This window comes from Castellaniella denitrificans (genome assembly GCF_042653765.1).
GTDB classification, from domain to species: Bacteria; Pseudomonadota; Gammaproteobacteria; order Burkholderiales; family Burkholderiaceae_B; genus Castellaniella; species Castellaniella denitrificans.
Map to the genome: position 1 here is coordinate 714,382 of NZ_JBHSEZ010000001.1, position 22,312 is coordinate 736,693.

Genomic DNA, 22,312 nt, shown 5'->3' on the forward strand with positions numbered 1-22,312 from the left:
CGGCCTTGATCGTTTATGCCACAGCTTCCCCGTCTGCCCATCGACTCCCAGGCCGTGACGCGCCAGTTCGCCCGGCGCGCCCCCCTGGACGCCCCGCAGTTCCTGTACGGGGAAATCGCCCAGCGCATGCTGCGCCGCCTGAGCTACATCCGCATCGCCCCGCACGACATCCTGGACGCGGGCTGCGGCGCCGCCCATGCGCTGGACCCGCTGCGCGCCCGGTATCCCGACCAGCATTACATCGGCCTGGACGCCTGCGGCGCGCTGCTGGACACGGCGCGCGAGCGCTACTCGGCCAAGCCCGGCTTCTGGCACCGGCTGCGCAACAAGCCCACGCCGGCCGCCGATTTCCGCCAGGCCGACCTGGCCGAAACCGGCCTGCCGGACGAAAGCCTGGACCTGGTCTGGTCGAACCTGGCCCTGCACTGGCACCCGGAACCCCACCTGGTGCTGCAGGAATGGCGCCGCGTCCTGCGCAACGACGCCCTGGCGATGTATTCCAGCCTGGGACCCGGCACCTTCCGCGAACTGCGCGAGGCCCTGGCCGAGGCCGATCCGGACACGCGGCCCATGGAATTCGTCGACATGCACGATTTCGGCGACCTGATGCTGCAGGTCGGCTTCGCCGACCCCGTCATGGACCAGGAAATCATCACCCTGACCTACAAGACCGCCGACAAGCTGCTGGAAGACGTGCGCGCCCTGGGCGGCAACCCCCACCCCGAACGCCGCCGCGGCCTGCCCGGCCGCGCCTGGCGCGAACGCCTAGTCCACGCCCTGGAACGCCGCCGCCATGCCGACGGCATGATCCACCTGAGCCTGGAAGTCGCCTACGGCCACGCCTGGCGCGTCGCCGCGCGGCGCGGCGTGTTCGGCGACCTGCCCGTGACCACCTTCAAGCGCGCCCAGCCGCTGGAGGCCGGCAAGCCGCCCCCGCGCGTGGTGCCGCGCAAGCCGGACGGGGAAGACTAGGGAACCCGGGCGGGCTTCAGGAGGGCCTGCTCAACCGCCGGTGCAGCAAGCCCCGCAGATCCCGGCGGGTATTGCAGACGATATGGATGTAGAGCCGGTCTTCCCGGGTTTCATAAATGATCCGGTTCATGCCGGCGACGATCTGCCGGTATTGCGGCAGACCCAATTCGGCGAGTTCGTCCGGCAGGCGGCCGGCTAGGGGGAACGATTCGGCGGCACGCACCGCCGTCCTGATCCCCTCGAAAGATTCCCGCCAGGTGTGCGGCCCGAATTTCCGAAGTACATACCGCCGCAATTCACGTAAATCGACTTCGGCACCCGGCAGAAAAACCGCTTTCACGCACCCGCCTCGTCTTCCCGATCCAGATCGGCGAAGACGTCTTCGGCATCCCGCCAGAGGCCCGCATCGATATCCCGCTGCCCCATGGCCAGCAGCTTCAACAGCGCCAGGGCCTGCTCGTTCTGCTCATAGGCCGCCACGTCCATCAGGACCAGCCTGGCTTCTCCGTTCTGTGTGATCAGCATGGGCTCGCCGGTCTCGGCCACGTCCCGTGCGATCTCGGCGGCATGAGACTTCAGGTAGCTGATCGGTCGAACATGAGTGGCAAGTTTCATGGGCACGATTTCCTCATGCAAGATATCGTCATGGGGAAGAATATAGACCGAATCCAGTCCGACGCAAAGCCCGTGCCGGCCAGGCCCAAGTTCCACACGGCCGGCTCAGACCGGCACGCCGTACAGGTCGTATTCATCCGCGTCCTCGATCCTCACCTGAATCAGGTCGCCCGGCGCGCGGCCGGCGGCGTCGCGCAGCAGCACGCTGCCGTCGATTTCCGGCGCGTCGGCCATGGAACGCGCGGTGGCGCCGCCGTCCTCGTCGACCTCGTCCACCAGCACCGTCAGGGTGCGGCCGACTTTCGCCGCCAGGCGCCGCGTGGAGATCGCCTGCTGGTGCGCCATGAAGCGCTCCCAGCGTTCGGCCTTGACCTCGTCGGGCACAGGATCGGGCAGCTCGTTGGCGCGCGCGCCCTCCACGGGCGAATATTGGAAACAGCCGACGCGGTCGAGCTGGGCTTCGGTCATCCAGTCCAGCAGGTACTGGAAGTCCTCCTCCGTCTCGCCGGGGAAGCCGACGATGAAGGTGGACCTCAGGGTCAGGTCCGGACAGGCCTCGCGCCACTGGCGGATGCGGGCCAGGGTGCGGTCCTCGAAAGCGGGGCGTTTCATGGCCTTCAGGATGCGCGGGCTGGCGTGCTGGAAGGGAATGTCCAGGTAGGGCAGGATGCGGCCTTCGGCCATCAGGGGGATCAGCTCGTCCACGTGGGGATAGGGATAGACGTAGTGCATGCGCACCCAGACGCCGAATTCCCCCAGGGCGCGCGCCAGCGCCGTCAGCTGCGTCTTGACCGGGCGGCCGTCCCAGAAGCCGGTGCGGTACTTGACGTCCACCCCGTAGGCGCTGGTGTCCTGGGAGATCACCAGCAGTTCCTTCACGCCAGCGTCCACCAGGCGGCGGGCCTCGCCCAGCACGTCGCCGATCGGACGGCTGACCAGACGGCCGCGCATGGACGGGATGATGCAGAAGCTGCAGTTGTGGTTGCAGCCTTCGGAGATCTTCAGGTAGGCGTAGTGGCGCGGCGTCAGGCGGATGCCCTGGGGCGGCACCAGGTCCACGTAGGGGTCGTGCGAACGCTCGTGCGGGGCGGCCTCGTGCACGGCGCGCACCACCTGCTCGTACTGCTGGGGCCCGGTGACGGCCAGCACCGCCGGATGCACGGTGCGGATCATGTCGGCCTCCACGCCCAGGCAGCCGGTGACGATGACCTTGCCGTTCTCGACGATGGCCTCGCCGATGGCGTCCAGGGATTCGGCCTTGGCGCTGTCGATGAAGCCGCACGTGTTCACCACGACGACGTCGGCCCCTTCGTAGTCGGGACTGATGGTGTAGCCGTCGGTGCGCAGCTGGGTCAGGATGCGCTCAGAGTCGACCAGGGCCTTGGGACAGCCCAGGCTGACGAAACCGACACGGGGGGATTGGGTCATGGGAATACTCGGTGGAATGCGGCGGGAATGGCTCGGGGCCGCCCCGGCCATGCGGAGCCGGCGGGCGGGCCAGGCCGGGACAGCCCTCGATTTTAGCCAATCGGTGCTAAAGTCCCGCAATCCGCTCCGCAACATCCCCATTCTGGATCCATTTCGTGCCGGAATCGCCACAATCCCCCGCCCTGTCCGGCCAGTTGCTGGCCGCCGCCCGCGCCATCCGGGCGGTGCTGGACGGCCAGTCCCTGTCGGAGGCGCTGGAATCGATCCCCGCCGCGCAGCGCCCCGCCGCGCAGGCCCTGTCCTTCCACGCCATGCGCCGCCTGGGCCACGCCCGGGCGGCAAGCGGACGGCTGGTGCCGCGCCGTCCGCCGGAACGCCTGGTCGAGGCCATGATCCTGCTGGGCCTGAGCCTGCTGGAAGCCAGCCTGCGGCAGGCCGAGGGCGCCGCGCAGCCGCCCGGCACGCCGATCTATCATGAGCACACCCTGGTCCACCAACTGGTCGAGGCGGCCGCCGCCGACCGCCGCGCCCGGCCGGCCAAGGGCCTGATCAACGCCGTGCTGCGCCGCTACGGGCGCGAACGCGCGGCGCTGCGGACCGCGCTGGCGGCGCTTCCCGAAGCGGTCTGGAACCACCCCGCCTGGTGGATCGACACCGTGCGCGGCGCCTGGCCGGACGACTGGCGAACGATCCTGGAGGCCGCCGACCAGCCGCCGCCCATGGCCCTGCGCGCCAACGTCCAGCGCATCGCCCGGGACGCGCTGCGGGCGCGCCTGCAGGAAGCCGGCCTGGACACCCGGTCCGTGGGCGAGGACGGACTGATCCTGGACGCGCCCCGCCCCGTGCGCGACATCCCCGGCTACGCCGAGGGCTGGTGGTCGGTGCAGGATCCCTCGGCCCAGCGGGCCGCGCGGCTGCTGCCGCTGCGCGACGGCCTGCGGGTGCTGGACGCCTGCGCGGCGCCCGGCGGCAAGACGGCCCACCTGCTGGAGCGCCACGCGCTGCGCCTGACGGCGCTGGACAGCGACGCCCGGCGCCTGGAGCGCGTGGGCGACAACCTGCGGCGGCTGGGCCTGGAATCCCCCGACGTTTCCCTGCGCTGCGCCGACGCGGCCCGGCCCGCCGACTGGTGGGACGGACAATCCTACGACGCCATCCTGGCCGACGTGCCCTGCACCGCGTCGGGCGTGGTGCGCCGCCATCCCGACATCCGCTGGCTGCGCCGCGCCGACGACCTCGCACGCACGGCGGCCCTGCAGGCCCGCATCGTGGACGCGCTGTGGCCGCTGTTGGCCCCGGGCGGCCATCTGCTGTACGCCACCTGCTCGATCTTCCCCCAGGAAGGCGAATCGCAGGTCCTGGCCTTCCTGGACCGGCACCCCGACGCGCGACGGCTGCCGGCCCCCGGCCACATCCTGCCCGGCGGCCCCGACGAAGGCGACGGCTTCTTCTACGCCCTGCTGCGAAAACCGGCATGAACGCGCCGCGTCAACCCGGGCGCGGCTTGCGCTTTGGCGCGGGCTCAACAATACTGCGACTGTCCGTGACTTCCCGCTCCACCGCCGCCAGCGCATGCCACGCTTCCTGATCCTCCTGGCCTTCAGCCTCCTGTTCCTGGCCGCTCCGGCCGCCCGGGCCGACGACGGCCAGGTCACGCGCATCGAGCCGACGCTGCACCAGGGCCGGCTCCTGCTGGACGCCGACATCGACTTCACGCTGAGCGACGAACTGCACGACGCCGCCCGCAAGGGCGTCCCGCTGTACTTCACGGTGGACCTGGTCGTCGAGCACCCGCGCTGGTGGTGGTTCGACGAGACGGTCCTGTCGCTCAGCCAGACCTGGCGCATCCAGTACAACGCCCTGACGCGCCAATGGCGGGTCGGCACCAGCGACCTGTCCCTGCCCGCCACGTCCCTGGACGAAGCCCTGGACCTGGTGCGCCACATCCGCGACTGGCCCCTCGGGGACGCCGGCCGCTTCGCGCCGGACCAGACCTACCAGGGACGGCTGCGGCTGCGGCTGGACACCTCCCGCCTGGCCCGCCCCTTCCAGGTCGACGCCCTCAACAGCGCGGCCTGGACTCTGACGACCCCATGGAAAGACTTCACCTTTTCGATTTCCGCCGCAACGCCCCGCGGCTGATCCGCTGGGCGCTGCGCTCCGCGCTGGGGGTTGCCGCCGCCAGCGCGATCGCGCTGCTGGGCCTGCTGGTCTGGTCCACCGGCAACGCCTCGCGCTACGCTCAGCAGTACGACGTGCTGCTGCTGCTCAACGGCGTGCTGGCGATCGCCCTGATGTCCTGGGTGGCCATGCTCACGGTCCGGCTGCTGCGCCAGATCAGGCGGCGCCAGTTCGGCGCCCGGATGACCGCCCGCTTCACGCTGTACTTCACCCTGATCGGCATCCTGCCCGGCATGCTGATCTACGTGCTGTCGGTGCAGTTCATGTCGCGCTCGATCGAGTCCTGGTTCAACGTGCGGGTGGACACCGCCCTGGAAGCCGGCCTGAACCTGGGGCGCGCCGCCCTGGATGCCCAGCTCACCGAGCTCAGCGGCCGGGCGCGCAACATGGCCCTGCGGCTGAGCGCCGCCAGCGACTCCGAGACCGCCCTGCTGATCACCTCGCTGCGCGCCGCCAACGAAATCGACGAGGCGATGGTCTTCACCGGCAACGGCCGCCTGGTCGCCTTTTCCTCGTCGGCCTTCAGCCAGCTGCTGCCGGACCTGCCCCCCAGCAGCGTCATGAACCAGCTGCGGGTCGCCCAGGGCTACGCCGCCGCCGAGGCCGACGTGGCCGCCGGCGGCGGGCCGACCAGCGACGGCCTGCACCTGCGCGTCGTCATCCCGCTGGATTCCGCCGCCTCGGACCGGCTGGGCAACCCCATGAGCCTGGGCGGCGACTCGCGCTGGCTGCAGGTGATCCAGGCCGTGCCCGAGCGCATCGCCCACAACGCCAGCCAGGTCCAGCAAGGTTTCCGCGACTACCAGGAACTGGCCCTGTCGCGCCTGGGGCTGCGCAAGCTCTACGGCATCACCCTGACCCTGGCCCTGATCCTGGCCGTCTTCGCCGCCGTGGTCGTGGCGCTGGCCGTCTCGCGGCGCTTGGTGCGGCCCCTGCTAAGCCTGGCCTCGGGCACGCAGGCCGTGGGGGTCGGCGACTACCGCCCCCTGCCCGAACCGCCGGCGCGCGACGAGGTCGGCCAGCTGACGCGGTCCTTCAACGCCATGACGCGGCAGCTGGACGAGGCCCGCCAGATGGTCGACCGCCACCGCCGCCAGCTGGAGCAAAGCAACCTGTACCTGGAATCGGTGCTCAGCAACCTGTCCTCGGGCGTGCTGGTGTTCGACCGCGCCTTCCGCCTGACGCTGTTCAACCAGGGGGCCCAGACCATCCTGCACATCGACCTGCGCACCGTCCAGGGCCGCCCGCTGGAAACCGCCGACGGCGCCCTGCCGCTCGCCAACCTGATCCGCCAGGCGTTCTCCGCCCACGACGCGGTCGAATCCACGCGCCCCTACTGGCAGCAGCAGTTCGAGGTCGAGCTGCGGGACGCGCCGGACAACGAACGCAAGAAGCACGTCGTCACCCTGCTCGCCCGCGGCACCCGGCTGCTCATGGACGGCCACGAGGACGGCTACCTGGTGGTGTTCGACGACATCAGCGAGGTGATCTCCGCCAACCGCACGGTCGCCTGGGGCGAAGTCGCCCGGCGCCTGGCCCACGAGATCAAGAACCCGCTCACCCCCATCCAGCTGTCGGCCGAGCGGCTGGCCATGAAGCTGGCCGACCGTCTGGCGCCCGACGACGCCGCCATGCTGCAGCGGTCCACCCAGACCATCGTCAATCAGGTCGCGTCCCTGAAGCGCATGGTGGACGACTTCCGCGAATACGCCCGCACGCCGCCGGCGCAGATGCAGGACATCGACCTGAACGCCCTGCTGACCGAAGTCCTGACCCTGTACGGCTGGGATCCCGCCGAACCCGCGCCCCAGGCCGCCCCGGGCGCGGCCCGCTTCGACGCGATGCTGGCGGCCGACCTGCCTCTGATCCAGGGGGACCCGGCCCAGTTGCGCCAGGTCATCCACAACCTGCTGGCCAACGCCCGCGACGCCGCCTGCCAGCACGCCGCGCCCGGCACGGCCGAGATCCGCGTGCAGACCCGCCTGATCCGCCCGGACGACGGCTCGGGCCGCGCGCGCGTCCGGCTGACCGTCTCCGACAACGGTCCGGGCTTCGCGCCCGAGGTCCTGCACCGCGTCTTCGAACCCTACGTGACGACCAAGTCCACCGGCACCGGGCTGGGGCTGGCCATCGTCAAGAAGATCGTCGAGGAACATGCCGCCCAGGTGGACATTTCCAACCGGGTCGAAGGCGGCGCGCGCATTTCCATCCTGTTCTCCCGCCTCGCGGAAGAACCCGCCCGGCTGGACGCGCCCAGGCAAGCACACGATAATACGCAGAACAAAAAGTGAGGTGATATGGCCAGAATTCTGGTGGTGGACGACGAAATAGGCATCCGCGAACTGCTGTCCGAAATTCTCTACGACGAAGGCCACACGGTCGAACTCGCGGAAAATGCGGCGCAGGCTCGCGAATCCCGCCTACGCCAGCGCCCCGACCTGGTATTGCTGGACATCTGGATGCCCGACATCGACGGCGTCAGCCTGCTCAAGGAATGGTCCAGCCAGGGGCTGCTGAACATGCCCGTCATCATGATGAGCGGGCACGCCACCGTGGACACCGCCGTCGAGGCCACCCGCATCGGCGCCGTGGATTTCCTGGAAAAGCCCATCACCCTGCAGAAGCTGCTGAAGGCCGTCGCCGCGGGTCTCGCGCGCCCGGTGATCCCGGCCTCCATGCGCAGCCGCACTGAACGCCCGGCGGCGGCCGCCGATCCGGTCTTCACCCAGCCGCCCGCGCTCGCGGGCGGCCCCGCCGCGCCGCAGCCCATGGGCGCGGCGCCCGCCGCCCCCGTCCACGACGATTCGCACCTGGGCAGGATCTCGCTCAACCAGCCCCTGCGCGAGGCGCGCGACGAATTCGAGCGGATCTACTTCGAATACCACCTGCTGCACGAGAATCACAGCATGACGCGGGTGTCCGAGCGCACCGGCCTGGAACGCACCCACCTGTACCGCAAGCTGAAACAGCTCGGCATCGACACCTCGCGCAAGAAATCGTCCGGCGGCTGACCGGCCTCCGGCCCGGCCGCCGCGCGCCCGGGGTCCGGAACGCGCCACGGCCGCGCGGCTACCCGCGATACGACCGCATGAACTCGGCCACGGCCTGGCGCCGCCCGCCGGGCTTCTGCAGCGCCGTCACGCGCAGCACGCCATCCGCCGTCGCCACGTCGATGCCGTCCGGCCCCAGGCCCACGATCGCGCCGGGCGCCGGCGCATCGCCGCCCGCCGCACCGGCGGCCGGCAAGGCCCGCGCGCCCCAGACCTTCACCGGCTGGTCAAAGCCGGGCAGCGCCATCGTCGTGCCGGGAAACGGATCGAAGGCCCGCACCCGGCGCGCCAGTTCCGCCGCGGAGCGGGAAAAATCCAGTGCCGATTCGGACTTCAGCAGCTTGCCGGCATAGCACACGCCCGCCTCCGGCTGGGGCACCGGCACCGGCGCGTCCCCGGCCTCCAGCCGCGCGAGGACGTCCACGATGGCGCGCGCGCCGTCGGCCGCCAGTCCGTCATGCAGGCTGGCGCCGGTCTCGTCCGCCGCCAGCGGGCGCTCCACCCGATGCAGCATGTCGCCCGTGTCCAGGCCCGCGTCCATCCGCATGATGGTCACGCCGCTGACGGCGTCGCCCGCCTCGATGGCGCGCTGGATGGGCGCCGCCCCGCGCCAGCGCGGCAGCAGGCTGGCATGGATGTTCAGGCAGCCATGGCGCGGCAGGTCGAGCACCCATTGCGGCAGGATCAGCCCATAGGCCGCCACCACCATGACATCCGGCGCCAGATCCAGCAGCGCGGCCCGGGCGGCGGCGGCGTCTTCGGGATATTTGCCGTCCAGCCGCAGGCTGCGCGGCTGCAGCACGGGGATGCCGGCGGACTGGGCGGCCTGCTTGACGGGGCTGGGCGCGAGCTTCATGCCGCGTCCCGAGGGGCGATCCGGCTGGGTCAGCACGCAGGCGACCCGATGCCCCGCCCCGATCAGGGCGTCCAGTGCCCGCCGGGCGAATTCCGGGGTTCCCGCAAAGGCGATGCGCACGTCCTCAGACCCCGGCGGCTTCGCGCTGGGCCTCGCGCTGCTGCTTGCGCAGGCGCGTGCGGATCCGGTTCTGCTTGAGCACGGACAGGTATTCGACGAAGACCTTGCCCAGCAGATGGTCCAGTTCGTGCTGCACGCATACGGCCAGCAGGCCTTCGGCGTCGAATTCGTAGGGCTCGCCGCGCTCGTCCAGGGCGCGCACGTGGATGCGCGCGGAGCGTTCGACCTCGTCGTAGACGCCGGGCACCGACAGGCAGCCCTCTTCGTAGACCTGGAGCTCGTCGCTCTTCCAGGTGATTTCGGGATTGATCAGCACGTGCAGGTCGTTGCCGTCTTCCGAGACGTCGATGACCACGACCCGTTCGTGGACGTCCACCTGGGTCGCGGCCAGGCCGACGCCGGGCGCGGCGTACATGGTTTCCGCCATGTCGCGCACCAACTGGCGGATGCGGTCGTCCACCTGCCGCACCGGCGCGGCGACCGTGTGCAGCCGGGGGTCCGGATATTTGAGAATGGGAAGCAGAGCCATGTTGAAAACCGTGACGATGATGCCAAAGCTCCATGATAAATCAGGACCATGGCGCAGGACAGGAACATCCCGCCCGCCGCGAGATCCGGCCGCTTTCATGGCACACTGGCGCGATCCTCCCGACCCGAGCGAACGAGCCCCGACGCGATGCCCCTGAACGCCCCCGAAACCGAACTGCGCGCCTGGATCCGCCTGAGCCTCGAACCCGACCTGGGCGCGGCCCGGATCCGCCTGCTGCTCTCGGTCTTCGGCATGCCGCAGAACATCGCCGCGGCCACCACCGGCAGCCTGGCCCGCTATCTGGACCCGGCGCTGGCGGCCCGCCTGCGCCAGCCGCCCGGACCGGACATCCAGGCCGCCATCGACCAGGCGCTGGACTGGCTCCGGGCGGACGTGCACCATCTCCTGACCCTGGCCGACCCCCACTACCCGCGGGCGCTGTATGCGCTGGCCGACCCGCCGCCGATCCTGTACGCCCATGGCCGGCTCGACATCCTGAACCGCCCCATGCTGGCCATCGTCGGCGCGCGCCATGCCACGGCGGACGGCGAACGCAACGCCCACGCCTTCGCGCGCCACCTGGCCCTGCAGGGCTGGTGCGTGGTCAGCGGCCTGGCCAGCGGCATCGATGGCGCGGCCCACGCCGGCGCGCTGGACGCCGGCGAAGCCGGCGGCGGCACCCTGGCCGTCCTGGGCACCGGCATCGACCGGGTCTATCCGCCCGCCCACCACGCCCTGGCCCACCGCATCGCCACCCACGGCCTGCTGCTGTCGGAGTTTCCCCTGGGAACGCCGGGCCTGCCCTTCCATTTTCCGCAGCGCAACCGCATCGTCGCCGCCCTGAGCCAGGGCGTGCTGGTGGTCGAGGCCGCCGCGCGCAGCGGCTCGCTGATCACCGCCCGGCTGGCGGGCGAACTGGGGCGCGAAGTCTTCGCCATCCCCGGTTCCATCCACTCCCCCCTGTCGCGCGGCTGCCACGCCCTGATCCGCCAGGGCGCCAAGCTGGTCGAATCCGGCCAGGACATCGTCGAAGAGCTCCGGCAGGGCGCGCTGCCGGGCCTGCGGGCCACGCCGGCGCCCGGCGCGGATCCTGGCGCCGCGCCGCCCGGTGCCCCGCCTCCGGCCGCGCCGGACACATCCGCCACCGGCCCCGGCGTGGACACCGCCCCGGAAGCCGGCCTCGGCCCCGACGCCGACGCCCTGCTGCGGCGGATCGGCCTCGATCCGGTCGACCTCGACACCCTGCGGGCGGACCTGGACTGGCCCATCGACCGCCTGCAGGGCTGCCTGACCCCGCTGGAAGTCGCCGGCCGGATCGAGCGCACCTCCGACGGCCGCTACCGGCGCGGGACCCGGCCCCCGGCTGCGCTATGATGGATCCCTCTCCCGATCGGGGATCCCCACCGGACGACATCCATGGCCGAACACATCAAGATCGTCGAAGTCGGGCCGCGCGACGGCCTGCAGAATGAAAAGCAGTTCGTCGACACCGCCATCAAGATCGAGCTCGTCGACCGCCTGGCCGCCGCCGGCTTCGCCAACGTCGAGGCTGCGTCCTTCGTCTCCCCGAAATGGGTGCCGCAGATGGCCGATGGCGCGGAAGTCATGGCCGGCATCGCCCGCCGCCCCGGCACGATCTATTCCGTCCTGGTGCCCAACCTGCGCGGCTTCGAGGGCGCCCTGGCCGCCCGCGCCGACGAAGTCGTGATCTTCGGCGCCGCCAGCGAGGCCTTCTCGCAGCGCAACATCAACTGCTCCATCGCCGAATCCATCGCCCGCTTCGAGCCCGTGGCCGCCGCCGCGAAAGCGGCCGGGCTGCGCCTGCGCGGCAGCATCAGCTGCTCACTGGGCTGTCCCTACCAGGGCGAAACCCCGGTGGCCGCCGTGGTCGACGTGGCCGAACGCTTCCTGCGCCTGGGCTGCGACGAAATCGACGTGGCCGACACCATCGGCGTGGGCACGGCCGCCCAGGTCGGGCGCGTGCTGCGCGCCGTCGGCCAGGTCGCCGACCTGGGCACCCGGGTCTCGGGACATTTCCACGACACCTACGGCCAGGCCCTGGCCAACATCCTGGCGGCGCTGGAATGCGGCGTGCGCATCTTCCACAGCTCGGTCGCCGGGCTGGGCGGCTGCCCCTACGCCAAGGGCGCCACCGGCAACGTCGCCACGGAGGACGTGCTGTACCTGCTGCGCGGCCAGGGGCTGCACACCGGAGTCGACCTGGACGCCGTCGTGGACATCGGCCAGTGGATCTCCGAACGCATCGGCCGCCCCACGTCCAGCCGCGCGGGCCGCGCCCTGGCGCTGAAAAAGGCCTGACCCGCCGCATGAACACTCCGATATCCCCCTTCGGCCGTCCCTCCCCCGAGGAACACGACGCCCTCATGGCCCAGATCGGTCCGCTGCCGCTGCGCGGCCGCGCCTGGCCGCGCTGGATCGCCGCCATCGCCTGGATCATCATGGCCGTGATCGCCACGCGCCTGGTCATCGTGCTGGAGCTCTCGCCCGAACAGGCGCTGCCCATGCCGGTCATCGCCAGCATCGTGGTGTGCTTCGGCGCCCTGCTCTGGATGAGCGTCCACATGTGGACCTCGGTCACGGAAGTTTCCGACTGGGGCATCCGCCAGTCCTGGATCACGCGCCGCGAGGTGCCCTGGACCGAGATCCAGTCCACCAAGTTCATCCCGCTGCTCGCCTCGAAGAAGCTGGTGTGCTTCGTGCAGAAGGGCCGGCCCGTGACCTTCCAGGCGGGCACGCCGGAACTGCAGGCGGCCTTCGCCCGCATCAGCCTGGTGTACAGAAAAAGGACAATGTAAAAAGCCTGCGTCCCGAAGGAGGCAGGCTTCTGGCGAGCCCAAACGGGCGGTTTACCGGATCGGCAGCGGATAGATCAGGCCGCCGTCCTTCCAGAGGGCGTTCAGGCCGCGCTGGATCTGCAGCGGGCTGCCCATGCCGACGTTGCGCTCGAACGATTCGCCGTAGTTGCCGACCTGCTTGACGATGCGGTAGGCCCACTGCTCGTCCAGGCCCAGGTTCTTGCCCGCGCTGCCGGTCACGCCCAGCAGGCGCTGCACGTTGGGATCGGCGCTCTTCAGCTGCGCATCGACGTTGGCCGAGGTCACGCCCAGTTCTTCGGCGCCGGTCATGGCGTGGAAGCTCCATTTGACGATGTTCAGCCAGGCGTCGTCTCCCTGGCGCACGAAGGGGCCGAGGGGTTCCTTGGAGATGATTTCCGGCAGGATCACGTAGTCGGCGGGCTTGGACAGCTTGGAGATGCGGATCGAGGCCAAGCCCGAGGCGTCGGTGGTGAACACGTCGCAGCGGCCGGCCGCGAAGGCGTTGACGACCTCGTTGAACTGCTCGATCACGACCGGCTTGTACTGCACGTTGTGCGCGCGCGCCCAGTCGGCCATGTTCTGCTCGTTGGACGTGCCGGTCTGCATGCAGACCGTGGCGCCGTTCAGGTCGCGGGCGGAGGTGATGCCCAGGGACTTGGGCACCATGAAGCCCTGGCCGTCGTAGAAATTGATGGCGGCATGGACGGCGCCCAGCGCGGTGTCGCGCGACTGCGTCACGGTGGTGTTGCGCGCCAGCAGGTCGATCTCGCCCGACTGCAGGGCGGTGAAGCGCTGCTGCGCGTTCAGGGGCACGATCTTGACCTTGGACGCGTCGCCCAGCACGGCGGCCGCGACGGCGCGGCACATGTCCACGTCCAGGCCTTTCCATTCGCCCTTGGCGTCGGGCGCCGAGAACCCGGCGAAGCCGGTGGTGACGCCGCACTGCACGGCGCCGTGCTCCTTGACCACGGACAGGGTGTCGGCCTGGGCCAGGGGCATGCCGGCGCCCAGCAGGACGGCCAGGCCGGCGATCATCTTGAATCCACGCATGGAAGAGTCTCCCTCAGTCTGCTTCACGGATTTGCACATAGTAACTGAGGGAGCCCGGGAATCGATATGCCCGGACGCAATATGCCCATGGACGAGCCCACGTCGCGGCCTGCATGCCGCTCCGATTCGTCCGGCATAGGACAGTCCTCAGTGGACTGTCCTATGTCCCGCCTCATCCCTGCGGCGAAAAGATCATGCCGAGCCACGCCACCGCTCAATCGTAGCGGCGGACGTCCTCGATCACCTTGCCGTCGTTGGGCAGGCTGCCGGCCGCCACGATCTCGACGACGGCCCGCAGCTTGGTCTGCTCGCGCACCGTGGCGGCCACGGCCTCGGCATCGAGCGCGGCGTCGGCCTCGACCCGCAGCGTCATGACGTCGTGTCCCGCGTCCCCCGACACCACCAGGCGCGCCCGCCCGATTCCCGCGTGCCGGTCCAGCACGCGAGCGATCTGCTCCGGATGCACGAACATGCCGCGCACCTTGGTCGTCTGGTCGGCGCGCCCCAGCCAGCCGCGGATGCGCAGGTTGGTCCGGCCGCAGGGCGAGGCCCCCGGCATCAGGGCCGACAGGTCGCCGGTGCCGAAGCGCAGCAGCGGGTAATCCGCGTTCAGGGTCGTGACCACCAGTTCGCCGACTTCGCCGTCGGGCACCGGCTGGCCGGTGCCGGGCCGCACGATCTCCAGGATCAGGTCCTCGTTGGCGACCAGTCCTTCGCGCGCCGGGGTCTCGAAGGCCACCATGCCCAGGTCGGCGCTGCCGTAGGCCTGGAAGCCCTGGATGCCGCGATCCCGGAACCAGGCCTGCAGCGACGGCGGATAGGCCTCGCCCGAGAACAGCGCCCGGCGCAGCGACGGCAGCGCCACCCCCATCTCGTCGGCCTTTTCCAGGATGATGCGCAGGAAGCTGGGCGTGCCGGTGTAGGCGTGCGGCGCCAGGTCCGCCATGGCGCGCACCTGCTGCTCGGTCTGCCCGACCCCGCCGGGAAACACCGTGCAGCCCAGCGCGTGGGCGGCGGTCTCCATCATGGAGCCGGCCGGGGTGAAGTGATAGGAGAAGCAGTTGTGCACCAGCATGCCGGGACGCACCCCCGCCGCATGCAGGGCGCGGGCGAAGCCCCAGTAGTCCGGACGCGGGCCTTCGGGTTCGTAGATGGGCCCCGGCGAGGCGTACACCCGCCGCGCCTCGCCCCAGCCGACGGTGGAAAAGCCGCCGAACACGCGCAGGCGCTCCGCGTCGGCGGTGGCGCCCGGCGGCGCGATGCGGGCCGCGTGCTGGACCTGCAGCAGTTCGCTCTTGCGCAGCACCGGCACGCGGGCCAGGGCCTGGCGCGAATCCAGCCCCGCCGGATCGATTCCCCGGAGCTGCCGGGCGATGGCCGGCGCCCGCGCCCGGGCCCGCTCCAGGGCGGCGGGCAGGCGCTGGAACAGCAGCCGCTCGCGCTCGTCGGCGGGCTGGGTCTCGCGCGCATCGTAGTATGCCTGCATGCCATTCCCCCGTGTCAGGCCAGCCAGCGCTTGCGCCGGCGATAGAACTTGGTGTCGCGGAAGCTGGTGCGGCCCGCCCCCGAGACGCCCAGATAGAATTCCTTCACGTCCTCGTTTTCGGCCAGCGCGCGGGCGGCGCCGTCCATCATCACGCGGCCGTTCTCCAGGATGTAGCCGTAGTCCGCGTAGCGCAGGGCCACGTTGGTGTTCTGTTCCGCCAGCAGGAAGCTCACGCCCTCGCGCTGGTTCAGGTCGCGCACGATCTCGAAGATTTCCTCGACGATCTGCGGCGCCAGGCCCATTGAGGGCTCGTCCAGCAGGATCATGCGCGGGTCGGCCATCAGCGCCCGGCCGATGGCGGCCATCTGCTGCTCGCCGCCCGACGTATAGCCCGCCTGGCTCTTGCGGCGCTGCTTCAGGCGCGGGAAATAGCGGTAGACCCGCTCCAGGGCGGCGTCCAGGTCGGCGCGCCCCAGGCGCCGCGTGTAGGCGCCCGTGAGCAGGTTTTCCTCGATGCTCAGGTGGGCGAAGCAGTGGCGGCCTTCCATGACCTGGACCACGCCGCGCTGCACCAGGTCGGCCGGCGACAGGGACTCGATGCGTTCCCCGCGGTATTCGATCCCGCCCTTGGTGACCTCGCCGCGCTCGCCGCGCAGCAGGTTGGAGATCGCCCGCAGGGTGGTGGTCTTGCCCGCGCCGTTGGCGCCCAGCAGCGCCACGATCCTGCCTTCCGGCACGGTCAGGGACACGCCCTTCAGCACCAGGATGACGTGGTTGTAGATGACCTCGATGCCGTTGACGTTCAACAGCACCGCGGGTTCGGACGCCTGTGCGCTATCCATGGTTTCCTCTCCCAGGGGCCGCCCGGGGCCGGGCCGGACCCGGCCCCGGCGCGGCTTACTCGGCTGCGCAGTCGCGCGTCGGCAGTTTCTTCTCGGCGGCGTACTTGTCGCCCAGGGATTTCACCAGCGGCTGCACGTACTTCGGGTTGGACTGGTACCAGTCGGACACGACGTCGAACTTCTTGCCGTCCCACTGGATGATGCGCGCCCAGTCGTCGCCCATGTGGTTCTCGCACGAGGTCTTCACCGGACGCATCAGCTTGGCGAAGCCCAGCTGTTCCAGGCGGGCCTGGTCCAGGTTCAGGTTTTCATAGCCCCAGCGCACCTGCTCGGGCGTCATGTGCTTGCCCTTGCCGAACTTTTCCTGGGCGGTGCGGATGGCCTCGACCTGCAGCATGGAAATCATCATGCCGCGCGTGTAGGCCAGCGAACCGAAGGTGCTGCCATCCTTGTCGGCGCCCTCGCCCTTGTCGTAGACGTATTTCTTCACGTCGTCGTGCACCCGGCCGTGTTCCGCGCTGTTCTGGATGGTGATGCCGTTGTAGCCCTTGGCGACGTCGCCCAGATCCTTGACGTCGGTCTCGGAACTGGCCCACCAGATGCCGTACATCTTGTCGCGCGGGTAGCCCACGCCCTGGGCCTCGCGGATGGCGGTCGGGGTCATGATCCCGGCGCTCCAGAGGATCACGTAGTCGGGGCGGTTCTTGCGGATCTGCAGCCAGGTGGATTTCTGCTCGACCCCCGGGGCGGCGACCGGATAGAGCTGCAGATCGAAGCCGTTGTCCTTGGCGCGTTCCTGGAGCAGCGGGATGGGCTCCTTGCCGAAGGGCGAGTCGTGGTAGACCAGGGCGATCTTCTTGCCCTTGAGCTTGTCCTCGCCGCCCAGCTTCTTGGCGATGTCCTGGATCATGACGTCGGCCGCCGTCCAGTACGTGCCCAGCAGCGGGAAGTTCCACTTGAAGACCCGGCCGTCGGCCGATTGCGACAGGCCGTAGCCCACGGTGACCACGGGCTGTCCGTCGACGATCGCCTTGTCGGTCACGGCGAAGGTGATGCCCGTGGACTGGGTGTCGAAGCCGGAGGCCCCGCCGTTCTTGTTCTTCAGGCGTTCGTAGCATTCCACGCCCTTGTCGGTGGAATAGGCGGTCTCGCATTCCTCGTAGGAAATCTTGACGCCGTTGACGCCCCCGTCGCGCTCGTTGACGAGCTTGAGGTAGTCGATCTTGCCGTTGGCCCAGGGAATGCCGAGCGGGGCGAACGAGCCGGTCCGGTAGACCAGCAGGGGAACGAACTGCTCCTCGGCGGCCTGGGCCGTGCCGGCGGCGCCCGCCAACCCGACGGCGGCCAGCAGGGCGGTGGCGGCGGTCTTCGTCAATGCATGCTTCATCTGTAGCTCCTCCTGGTGCGTGTGGCACCTATCGTGTCAACAAAGAACGGGTCCGATCGAACGCCGCCCCAAAGCCCCCCTCGGTCCATCAATGGGGGAACGGCCAGATCCTGAGTTTTTCCTTGGCGATGCTCCACAGCCTGGCCAGACCGTGCGGCTCCGCGATCAGGAAGAAGACGATCAGGAAGCCGAAAACCATGTGTTCGATGTGCGAGGCCACGTCCACCGGCAGGTCCAGGCCCAGCCAGTGCGGCACGTTGGTCAGCAGCACCGGCACCAGCACCATGAAGGCCGCGCCGAAGAAGCTGCCGACGATGGAGCCCAGGCCGCCGATGATGATGATGAACAGCAGCTGCAGCGAGCGGTTCAGGTCGAAGGCCAGGGGTTCCCAGGAACCCAGGTGGATGTAGGCCCAGAGCGCGCCCGCCACGCCGATGATGAAGGAGCTGACGGCGAAGGCGGTGAGCTTGGCGTACACCGGGCGGATGCCGATGACGGCGGCCGCCACGTCCATGTCGCGGATCGCCATCCACTGCCGGCCGATGGCGCCGCGCACCAGGTTCTTGGCCAGCAGGCCGATGACCGCCACGAAGCACAGCACGAACAGGTATTTCTGCGCGGGCGTCGTCACCGGCAGGCCGAAGGCCTCGAGCGCCGGCACGGACACGTTGCCCGAGGACGAATAGTTGGTGAAGTAGGGAATGCGCAGGAAAGCCCAGTCCATGAAGAACTGCGCCGCCAGCGTCGTCACCGCCAGATACAGGCCGCGGATGCGCAGGCTGGGCACGCCGAACACCACACCCGCCAGGGTGGCGAACACGCCGCCCAGCAGGATCTGGACCACCAGCGGCAGGTCCAGGCGCACGCCGAAGTTCCAGGCGGCATAGGCGCCCACCGCCATGAAGGCCCCCGAGCCGATGGAGATCTGGCCACAATAGCCGACCAGGATGTTCAGGCCGATGGCCGCCAGCGACAGGATCAGGAAGGGGGTGAGGATCGCCTGCAGGAAGTAGTTCGACGCGCCCAGCGGGATGGCGACGAAGGCGACCAGCAGCAGGCCGGCGATGAACCAGCGGTCCTGGCGGATCGGGAAGATCTGCTGGTCCGAGCGGTAGGTGCTCTTGAACTGGCCGTTTTCACGATAGAACATGGGCGGGGCTTCCTGTCAGACGCGGTCGATGATTTTTTCGCCGAACAGGCCCTGGGGCCGGAACAGCAGGAACACCAGGGACAGCACGTAGGCGAACCAGATCTCGATGCCGCCGCCCACGAAGGGCCCCAGGTAGACCTCGGACAGCTTCTCGCCCACGCCGATGATGAGGCCGCCGACGATGGCCCCGGGCACCGAGGTCAGGCCGCCCAGGATCACCACCGGCAGGGCCCGCAGGGCGGCCGTGGACAGGGTGAACTGCACGCCGAACTTCGAGCCCCAGACGATGCCCGTGACCAGGGCCACCAGGCCGGCCACCGTCCACACCACCACCCAGATGCGGTTGAGCGGGATGCCCACCGACTGCGCCGCCTGGTGGTCGTCGGCCACGGCGCGCAGCGCCCGGCCCACCGTGGTGTACTGGAAGAAGAAGGCCAGCACCGCCACCAGCACGGCGGCCACGACGGCGGCCGTCAGGTCTTCGAGGCTGACCAGCACGCCGCCGTCGAACACCGTGTCCAGGATGATGACGGGGTCCTTGGGCATGCCGACGTCGATCGAATACACCGAACTGCCGAACAGGATCTGGCCGATGCCGTCCAGGAAATAGCTGATGCCGATGGTGGCCATCAGCAGCGTGGTGGCCTCCTGGTTGACCAGGTGGCGCAGCACCAGGCGCTCGACCAGCGCGGCGACCAGCCACATGAACAGGGCGGCCAGCACGAAGGCCAGCAGGTTGGCCAGCACGGGCGAGCTTCCGCCCAGCCAGGCGTCGATCCAGCCCGACAGGCGGGCCATGGCGAGCGCCGCGATCAGCACCATGGCGCCCTGGGCGAAATTGAACACCCCCGACGCCTTGAAGATCAGCACGAAGCCCAGCGCCACCAGGGCGTAGAGCATGCCGCTCATCAGACCGCCGATCACCGTTTCCAGAAAGAATCCCATCGTGGTTCCTCGAGTAGCGTGAATGGCCCTAGTGGCTGGCGCCCAGATAGGCCCGGATGACTTCCGGATTGCCGCGCACCTCGTCCGGCGTGCCGTCGCCGATCTTGCGGCCGTAGTCCAGCACCACGACCCGGTCGGAGATGTCCATGACCACGCCCATGTCGTGCTCGATCAGCACGATCGTGGTGCCGTATTCGTCGTTCACGTCCAGGATGTAGCGGCTCATGTCCTGCTTTTCCTCGATGTTCATGCCCGCCATGGGCTCGTCGAGCAGCAGGATGCGCGGCTCCATGGCCAGCGCCCGGCCCAGGTCCACGCGTTTCTGCAGGCCGTAGGGCAGGCGCCCGACCGGGGTCTTGCGCCAGGCCTGGATCTCCAGGAAGTCGATGATGTTCTCGACCACCTCGCGGTGGGCGATTTCCTCGCGCTCGGCCGAACCCAGCCGCAGCGCCTGGGCCAGCACGCCGCTCTTCATGCGCAGGTTGCGGCCCGTCATGATGTTGTCCAGCACGCTCATGCCCTTGAACAGGGCCAGGTTCTGGAAGGTGCGGGCGATGCCCATTTCGGCGGCGCGGCGCGGATTCATCCGGGCGAACTGCCGGCCCTGCAGCAGGATGCGGCCTTCCTGGGGCGTGTAGACGCCGTTGATGACGTTCAGCATCGAGCTCTTGCCCGCGCCGTTGGGGCCGATGATGGCGCGGATCTCGTGTTCGCGCACGTCGAAGGAAATGTCCGTCAGCGCCTTGACCCCGCCGAAGGACAGGGAAATGTTCTGCAGGTCCAGGATGACCTCGCCGATCCGCCCTGCCCGGCCGGCGGCGCCGTCCTGCGCCGTTTCGCGGTTCTGTTCCATCGCCAGTTCGGTCATTCAGGCCACCTTCTTCAGGGGTTCGGGCCGCGCGACGGCCGCGGGTTCGATGCGCAGGTCGGCGGAGATCCGGCCCGTGCGGCCGTCCTCGAACTTGACCTCGGTTTCGATGAACTGGCTCGCGCGGCCCTCGAACAGCGCTTCGACCAGCACGGCGTACTTCTGCGCGATGAAAGCGCGGCGGACCTTGCGGGTGCGGGTCAGCTCGTCGTCGTCCGGATCCAGCTCCTTGTGCAGGATCAGGAAGCGGCTGACCTGGGAGGCCGCCAGTTTCGGGTCCTGGGCAAGGTCGGCGTTGACCTGCTCGACGCAGTCCCGGATCAGGGCGTAGACCTCGTCCTTGCCGGCCAGGTCGGTATAGCCGGCGTAGGGCAGGCCGCGGCGCTCGGCCCAGTTGCCGACGGCCTCCAGGTCGATGTTGATGAAGGCACAGACCTCGGGGCGGTCCGCCCCGAAGGCCACGGCTTCCTTGATGAAGGAGAAGAATTTCAGCTTGTTCTCGATGTATTTCGGCGCGAACAGGCTGCCGTCGGACAGGTGGCCGACGTCCTTGGCGCGGTCGATGATCTTCAGCTGGCCGTCCGTATCCAGGTAGCCCGCGTCGCCGGTGTGGTACCAGCCGTCCTCCGTGTAGGATTCGGCCGTCGCCTTGGGATTGCGGTAATAGCCGGAGAACAGGCCGGGGCTGCGCAGCTGGATCTCGCCGTTCTCGGCCACGCGGATGTCCACGCCCTCGCAGGGCGGGCCGACCGTGTCGTCGCGCACCTGGCCGTTGGCCTGGACGCAGACGAAGACCGAGGTTTCGGTGGAGCCGTAGAGCTGCTTCAGGTTGATGCCGATGGAGCGGTAGAAGACGAACAGGTCGGGGCCGATGGCCTCGCCCGCCGTATAGGCCACGCGCACCCGGCTCATGCCCAGGGTATTGCGCAGGGGGCCGTAGACCAGCAGGTCGCCCAGTGCGTATTTCAGGCGGTCGAGCAGGCCGACGCCCGCGCCGCCGTCCAGGATCCTGTCCCCCACCCGCCGCGCCAGGCCCATCGCCCGGCGGTACAGCCAGCGCTTGAAGCGGCCGGCGTCCTCCATGCGGATCGTGACGTGGGTCAGCAGGCCCTCGAGCACGCGCGGCGGCGCGAAATAATAGGTGGGGCCGATGTCGCGCATGTCGATCGACACGGTTTCGGGCGATTCCGGATGATTCACGGTGAAGCCCGTGGTCAGGAACTGCGTGTAGGAAAACATGTTCTGCCCGATCCAGGCGGGCGGCAGGTAGGCCAGCACGTCCTCCCGGTCGGTCAGGCCCTCGAAGCGCTCGATGACCCGCGCCCGGTCGATGAGCGCGTGGTGGCTGAGGACCACGCCCTTGGGCTTGCCCGTGGTCCCGGAGGTATAGAACATCGCGGCCGTGTCGTCGGGGCCGATGGCGGCGATGCGGCCGTCGATCTCGTCCGGCAGCCGGTGGGCGCGCTCGTCGCCGCGCGACAACAGGGCTTCCCAGGCCAGCAGGCGCGGATCGTCGTAATGGCGCAGGCCGCGCGGATCGTCGTAGACGACGTGGCGCAACGCCGGGCAGCGGCCCGAGACTTCCAGCATCTTGTCGACCTGCTCCTGGTCCTCGGCCACCACCACGCCGACCTCGGCGTCCTGGAGCACGTAGGCCATTTCCTCGGCCACCGCGTCCTGGTAGAGCGGCACGGGAATGGCGCCCAGGCACTGGGCCGCCATCATCGCCATGTACAGCCGGGGGCGGTTCTCGCCGACCACGGCGACGTGCTCGCCCGAGCGGACCCCCAATTCGGCCAGCCCCGAGGCCACGCGCCGGACCTCGGCCGCCACCTGGGCCCAGGTCAGCGTCTGCCAGATGCCCAGGTCCTTTTCCCGGATCGCGGGCCGCGAACCGCGCGCCCGCGCATGGTGCATCAGCAGGGCGGGGAACGTCGTTGCGGCGGTGGTTTCCTGTACCATGATGTCTCCTCGGCCGTGCGCGGATCCTGCGCTG

General features: G+C 69.5%; 21 protein-coding genes. 8 read left to right on the plus strand and 13 right to left on the minus strand.

What is annotated here, in order from left to right; all coding sequences use genetic code 11:
• Window positions 1–15 precede the first annotated feature (15 nt).
• Window positions 16–972 (plus strand): methyltransferase domain-containing protein, encoded by a 957-nt coding sequence (locus ACFO27_RS03390; protein ID WP_376816001.1) that lies wholly within the window; start codon window positions 16–18, stop codon window positions 970–972.
• A gap of 16 nt (window positions 973–988) precedes the next feature.
• Here the strand turns inward: ACFO27_RS03390 and ACFO27_RS03395 are convergent, their stop codons facing one another.
• The 3 genes from ACFO27_RS03395 to rimO all read right to left on the minus strand — a co-directional run bounded on the left by ACFO27_RS03395 (window position 989) and on the right by rimO (window position 3,015).
• Window positions 989–1,312, minus strand: coding sequence for a type II toxin-antitoxin system RelE/ParE family toxin (locus ACFO27_RS03395; protein ID WP_376816002.1), 324 nt, complete (start codon window positions 1,310–1,312; stop codon window positions 989–991).
• Window positions 1,309–1,587: a type II toxin-antitoxin system Phd/YefM family antitoxin gene (locus ACFO27_RS03400; protein WP_376816003.1), complete on the minus strand. Its 279-nt coding sequence runs from the start codon at window positions 1,585–1,587 to the stop codon at window positions 1,309–1,311. The genes ACFO27_RS03395 and ACFO27_RS03400 overlap by 4 nt, the downstream gene beginning before the upstream one ends.
• 105 nt (window positions 1,588–1,692) lie before the next feature.
• Window positions 1,693–3,015: a 30S ribosomal protein S12 methylthiotransferase RimO gene (gene rimO / locus ACFO27_RS03405; protein ID WP_376816004.1), complete on the minus strand. Its 1,323-nt coding sequence runs from the start codon at window positions 3,013–3,015 to the stop codon at window positions 1,693–1,695.
• Window positions 3,016–3,170: 155 nt separating this feature from the next.
• On the opposite strand from rimO, the gene rsmB reads away from it, so the two are divergent.
• The 4 genes from rsmB (at window position 3,171) to ACFO27_RS03425 (ending at window position 8,207) form a co-directional block, all read left to right on the plus strand.
• Window positions 3,171–4,493, plus strand: coding sequence for a 16S rRNA (cytosine(967)-C(5))-methyltransferase RsmB (gene rsmB, locus ACFO27_RS03410; protein ID WP_376816005.1), 1,323 nt, complete (start codon window positions 3,171–3,173; stop codon window positions 4,491–4,493).
• Window positions 4,494–4,587: 94 nt separating this feature from the next.
• Entirely contained in the window at window positions 4,588–5,157 is a 570-nt protein-coding gene (locus ACFO27_RS03415) for a DUF4390 domain-containing protein (RefSeq protein WP_376816006.1), read from the plus strand.
• Window positions 5,157–7,487, plus strand: coding sequence for a sensor histidine kinase (locus ACFO27_RS03420; protein ID WP_376816399.1), 2,331 nt, complete (start codon window positions 5,157–5,159; stop codon window positions 7,485–7,487). The genes ACFO27_RS03415 and ACFO27_RS03420 overlap by 1 nt, the downstream gene beginning before the upstream one ends.
• A gap of 6 nt (window positions 7,488–7,493) precedes the next feature.
• Entirely contained in the window at window positions 7,494–8,207 is a 714-nt protein-coding gene (locus tag ACFO27_RS03425) for a response regulator (RefSeq protein WP_376816007.1), read from the plus strand.
• Window positions 8,208–8,265: 58 nt separating this feature from the next.
• Here the strand turns inward: ACFO27_RS03425 and fmt are convergent, their stop codons facing one another.
• Together fmt and def are read right to left on the minus strand one after the other, a co-directional pair.
• Complete coding sequence (gene fmt / locus ACFO27_RS03430; RefSeq protein WP_376816008.1) at window positions 8,266–9,222, minus strand: methionyl-tRNA formyltransferase; 957 nt, start codon at window positions 9,220–9,222, stop codon at window positions 8,266–8,268.
• 4 nt (window positions 9,223–9,226) lie between these two features.
• Window positions 9,227–9,751 (minus strand): peptide deformylase, encoded by a 525-nt coding sequence (gene def, locus ACFO27_RS03435; RefSeq protein ID WP_376816009.1) that lies wholly within the window; start codon window positions 9,749–9,751, stop codon window positions 9,227–9,229.
• Between the two features lie 147 nt (window positions 9,752–9,898).
• On the opposite strand from def, the gene dprA reads away from it, so the two are divergent.
• Genes dprA through ACFO27_RS03450 form a run of 3 tightly spaced genes read left to right on the plus strand, consistent with a single transcriptional unit; the run spans window position 9,899 to window position 12,567 of the window.
• Window positions 9,899–11,125: a DNA-processing protein DprA gene (gene dprA, locus ACFO27_RS03440; protein WP_376816010.1), complete on the plus strand. Its 1,227-nt coding sequence runs from the start codon at window positions 9,899–9,901 to the stop codon at window positions 11,123–11,125.
• A 42-nt stretch (window positions 11,126–11,167) separates the two neighbouring features.
• A complete protein-coding gene (locus tag ACFO27_RS03445; RefSeq protein WP_323024915.1) occupies window positions 11,168–12,070 on the plus strand; it encodes a hydroxymethylglutaryl-CoA lyase in 903 nt (300 codons plus the stop codon).
• Between the two features lie 8 nt (window positions 12,071–12,078).
• Complete coding sequence (locus ACFO27_RS03450; protein WP_376816011.1) at window positions 12,079–12,567, plus strand: hypothetical protein; 489 nt, start codon at window positions 12,079–12,081, stop codon at window positions 12,565–12,567.
• 51 nt (window positions 12,568–12,618) lie between these two features.
• Here the strand turns inward: ACFO27_RS03450 and ACFO27_RS03455 are convergent, their stop codons facing one another.
• The 8 genes from ACFO27_RS03455 to ACFO27_RS03490 all read right to left on the minus strand — a co-directional run bounded on the left by ACFO27_RS03455 (window position 12,619) and on the right by ACFO27_RS03490 (window position 22,278).
• A complete protein-coding gene (locus tag ACFO27_RS03455) occupies window positions 12,619–13,638 on the minus strand; it encodes an amino acid ABC transporter substrate-binding protein (protein ID WP_376816012.1) in 1,020 nt (339 codons plus the stop codon).
• 214 nt (window positions 13,639–13,852) lie between these two features.
• Window positions 13,853–15,124, minus strand: coding sequence for a phenylacetate--CoA ligase family protein (locus tag ACFO27_RS03460; RefSeq protein ID WP_376816013.1), 1,272 nt, complete (start codon window positions 15,122–15,124; stop codon window positions 13,853–13,855).
• Between the two features lie 14 nt (window positions 15,125–15,138).
• On the minus strand, window positions 15,139–15,966 hold the full coding sequence (locus ACFO27_RS03465) for an ABC transporter ATP-binding protein (protein WP_043680029.1): 828 nt from the start codon (window positions 15,964–15,966) through the stop codon (window positions 15,139–15,141).
• Window positions 15,967–16,021: 55 nt separating this feature from the next.
• The gene (locus ACFO27_RS03470) at window positions 16,022–17,353 is read right to left on the minus strand and encodes an ABC transporter substrate-binding protein (RefSeq protein WP_376816014.1); all 1,332 of its coding nucleotides are present in this window, start codon (window positions 17,351–17,353) and stop codon (window positions 16,022–16,024) included.
• 88 nt (window positions 17,354–17,441) lie between these two features.
• A complete protein-coding gene (locus ACFO27_RS03475; RefSeq protein ID WP_376816015.1) occupies window positions 17,442–18,503 on the minus strand; it encodes a branched-chain amino acid ABC transporter permease in 1,062 nt (353 codons plus the stop codon).
• 15 nt (window positions 18,504–18,518) lie between these two features.
• A complete protein-coding gene (locus ACFO27_RS03480) occupies window positions 18,519–19,448 on the minus strand; it encodes a branched-chain amino acid ABC transporter permease (RefSeq protein ID WP_376816016.1) in 930 nt (309 codons plus the stop codon).
• Window positions 19,449–19,476: 28 nt separating this feature from the next.
• Entirely contained in the window at window positions 19,477–20,316 is an 840-nt protein-coding gene (locus ACFO27_RS03485; protein ID WP_376816017.1) for an ABC transporter ATP-binding protein, read from the minus strand.
• The gene (locus ACFO27_RS03490; protein WP_376816018.1) at window positions 20,317–22,278 is read right to left on the minus strand and encodes an AMP-dependent synthetase/ligase; all 1,962 of its coding nucleotides are present in this window, start codon (window positions 22,276–22,278) and stop codon (window positions 20,317–20,319) included.
• Window positions 22,279–22,312 lie beyond the last annotated feature (34 nt).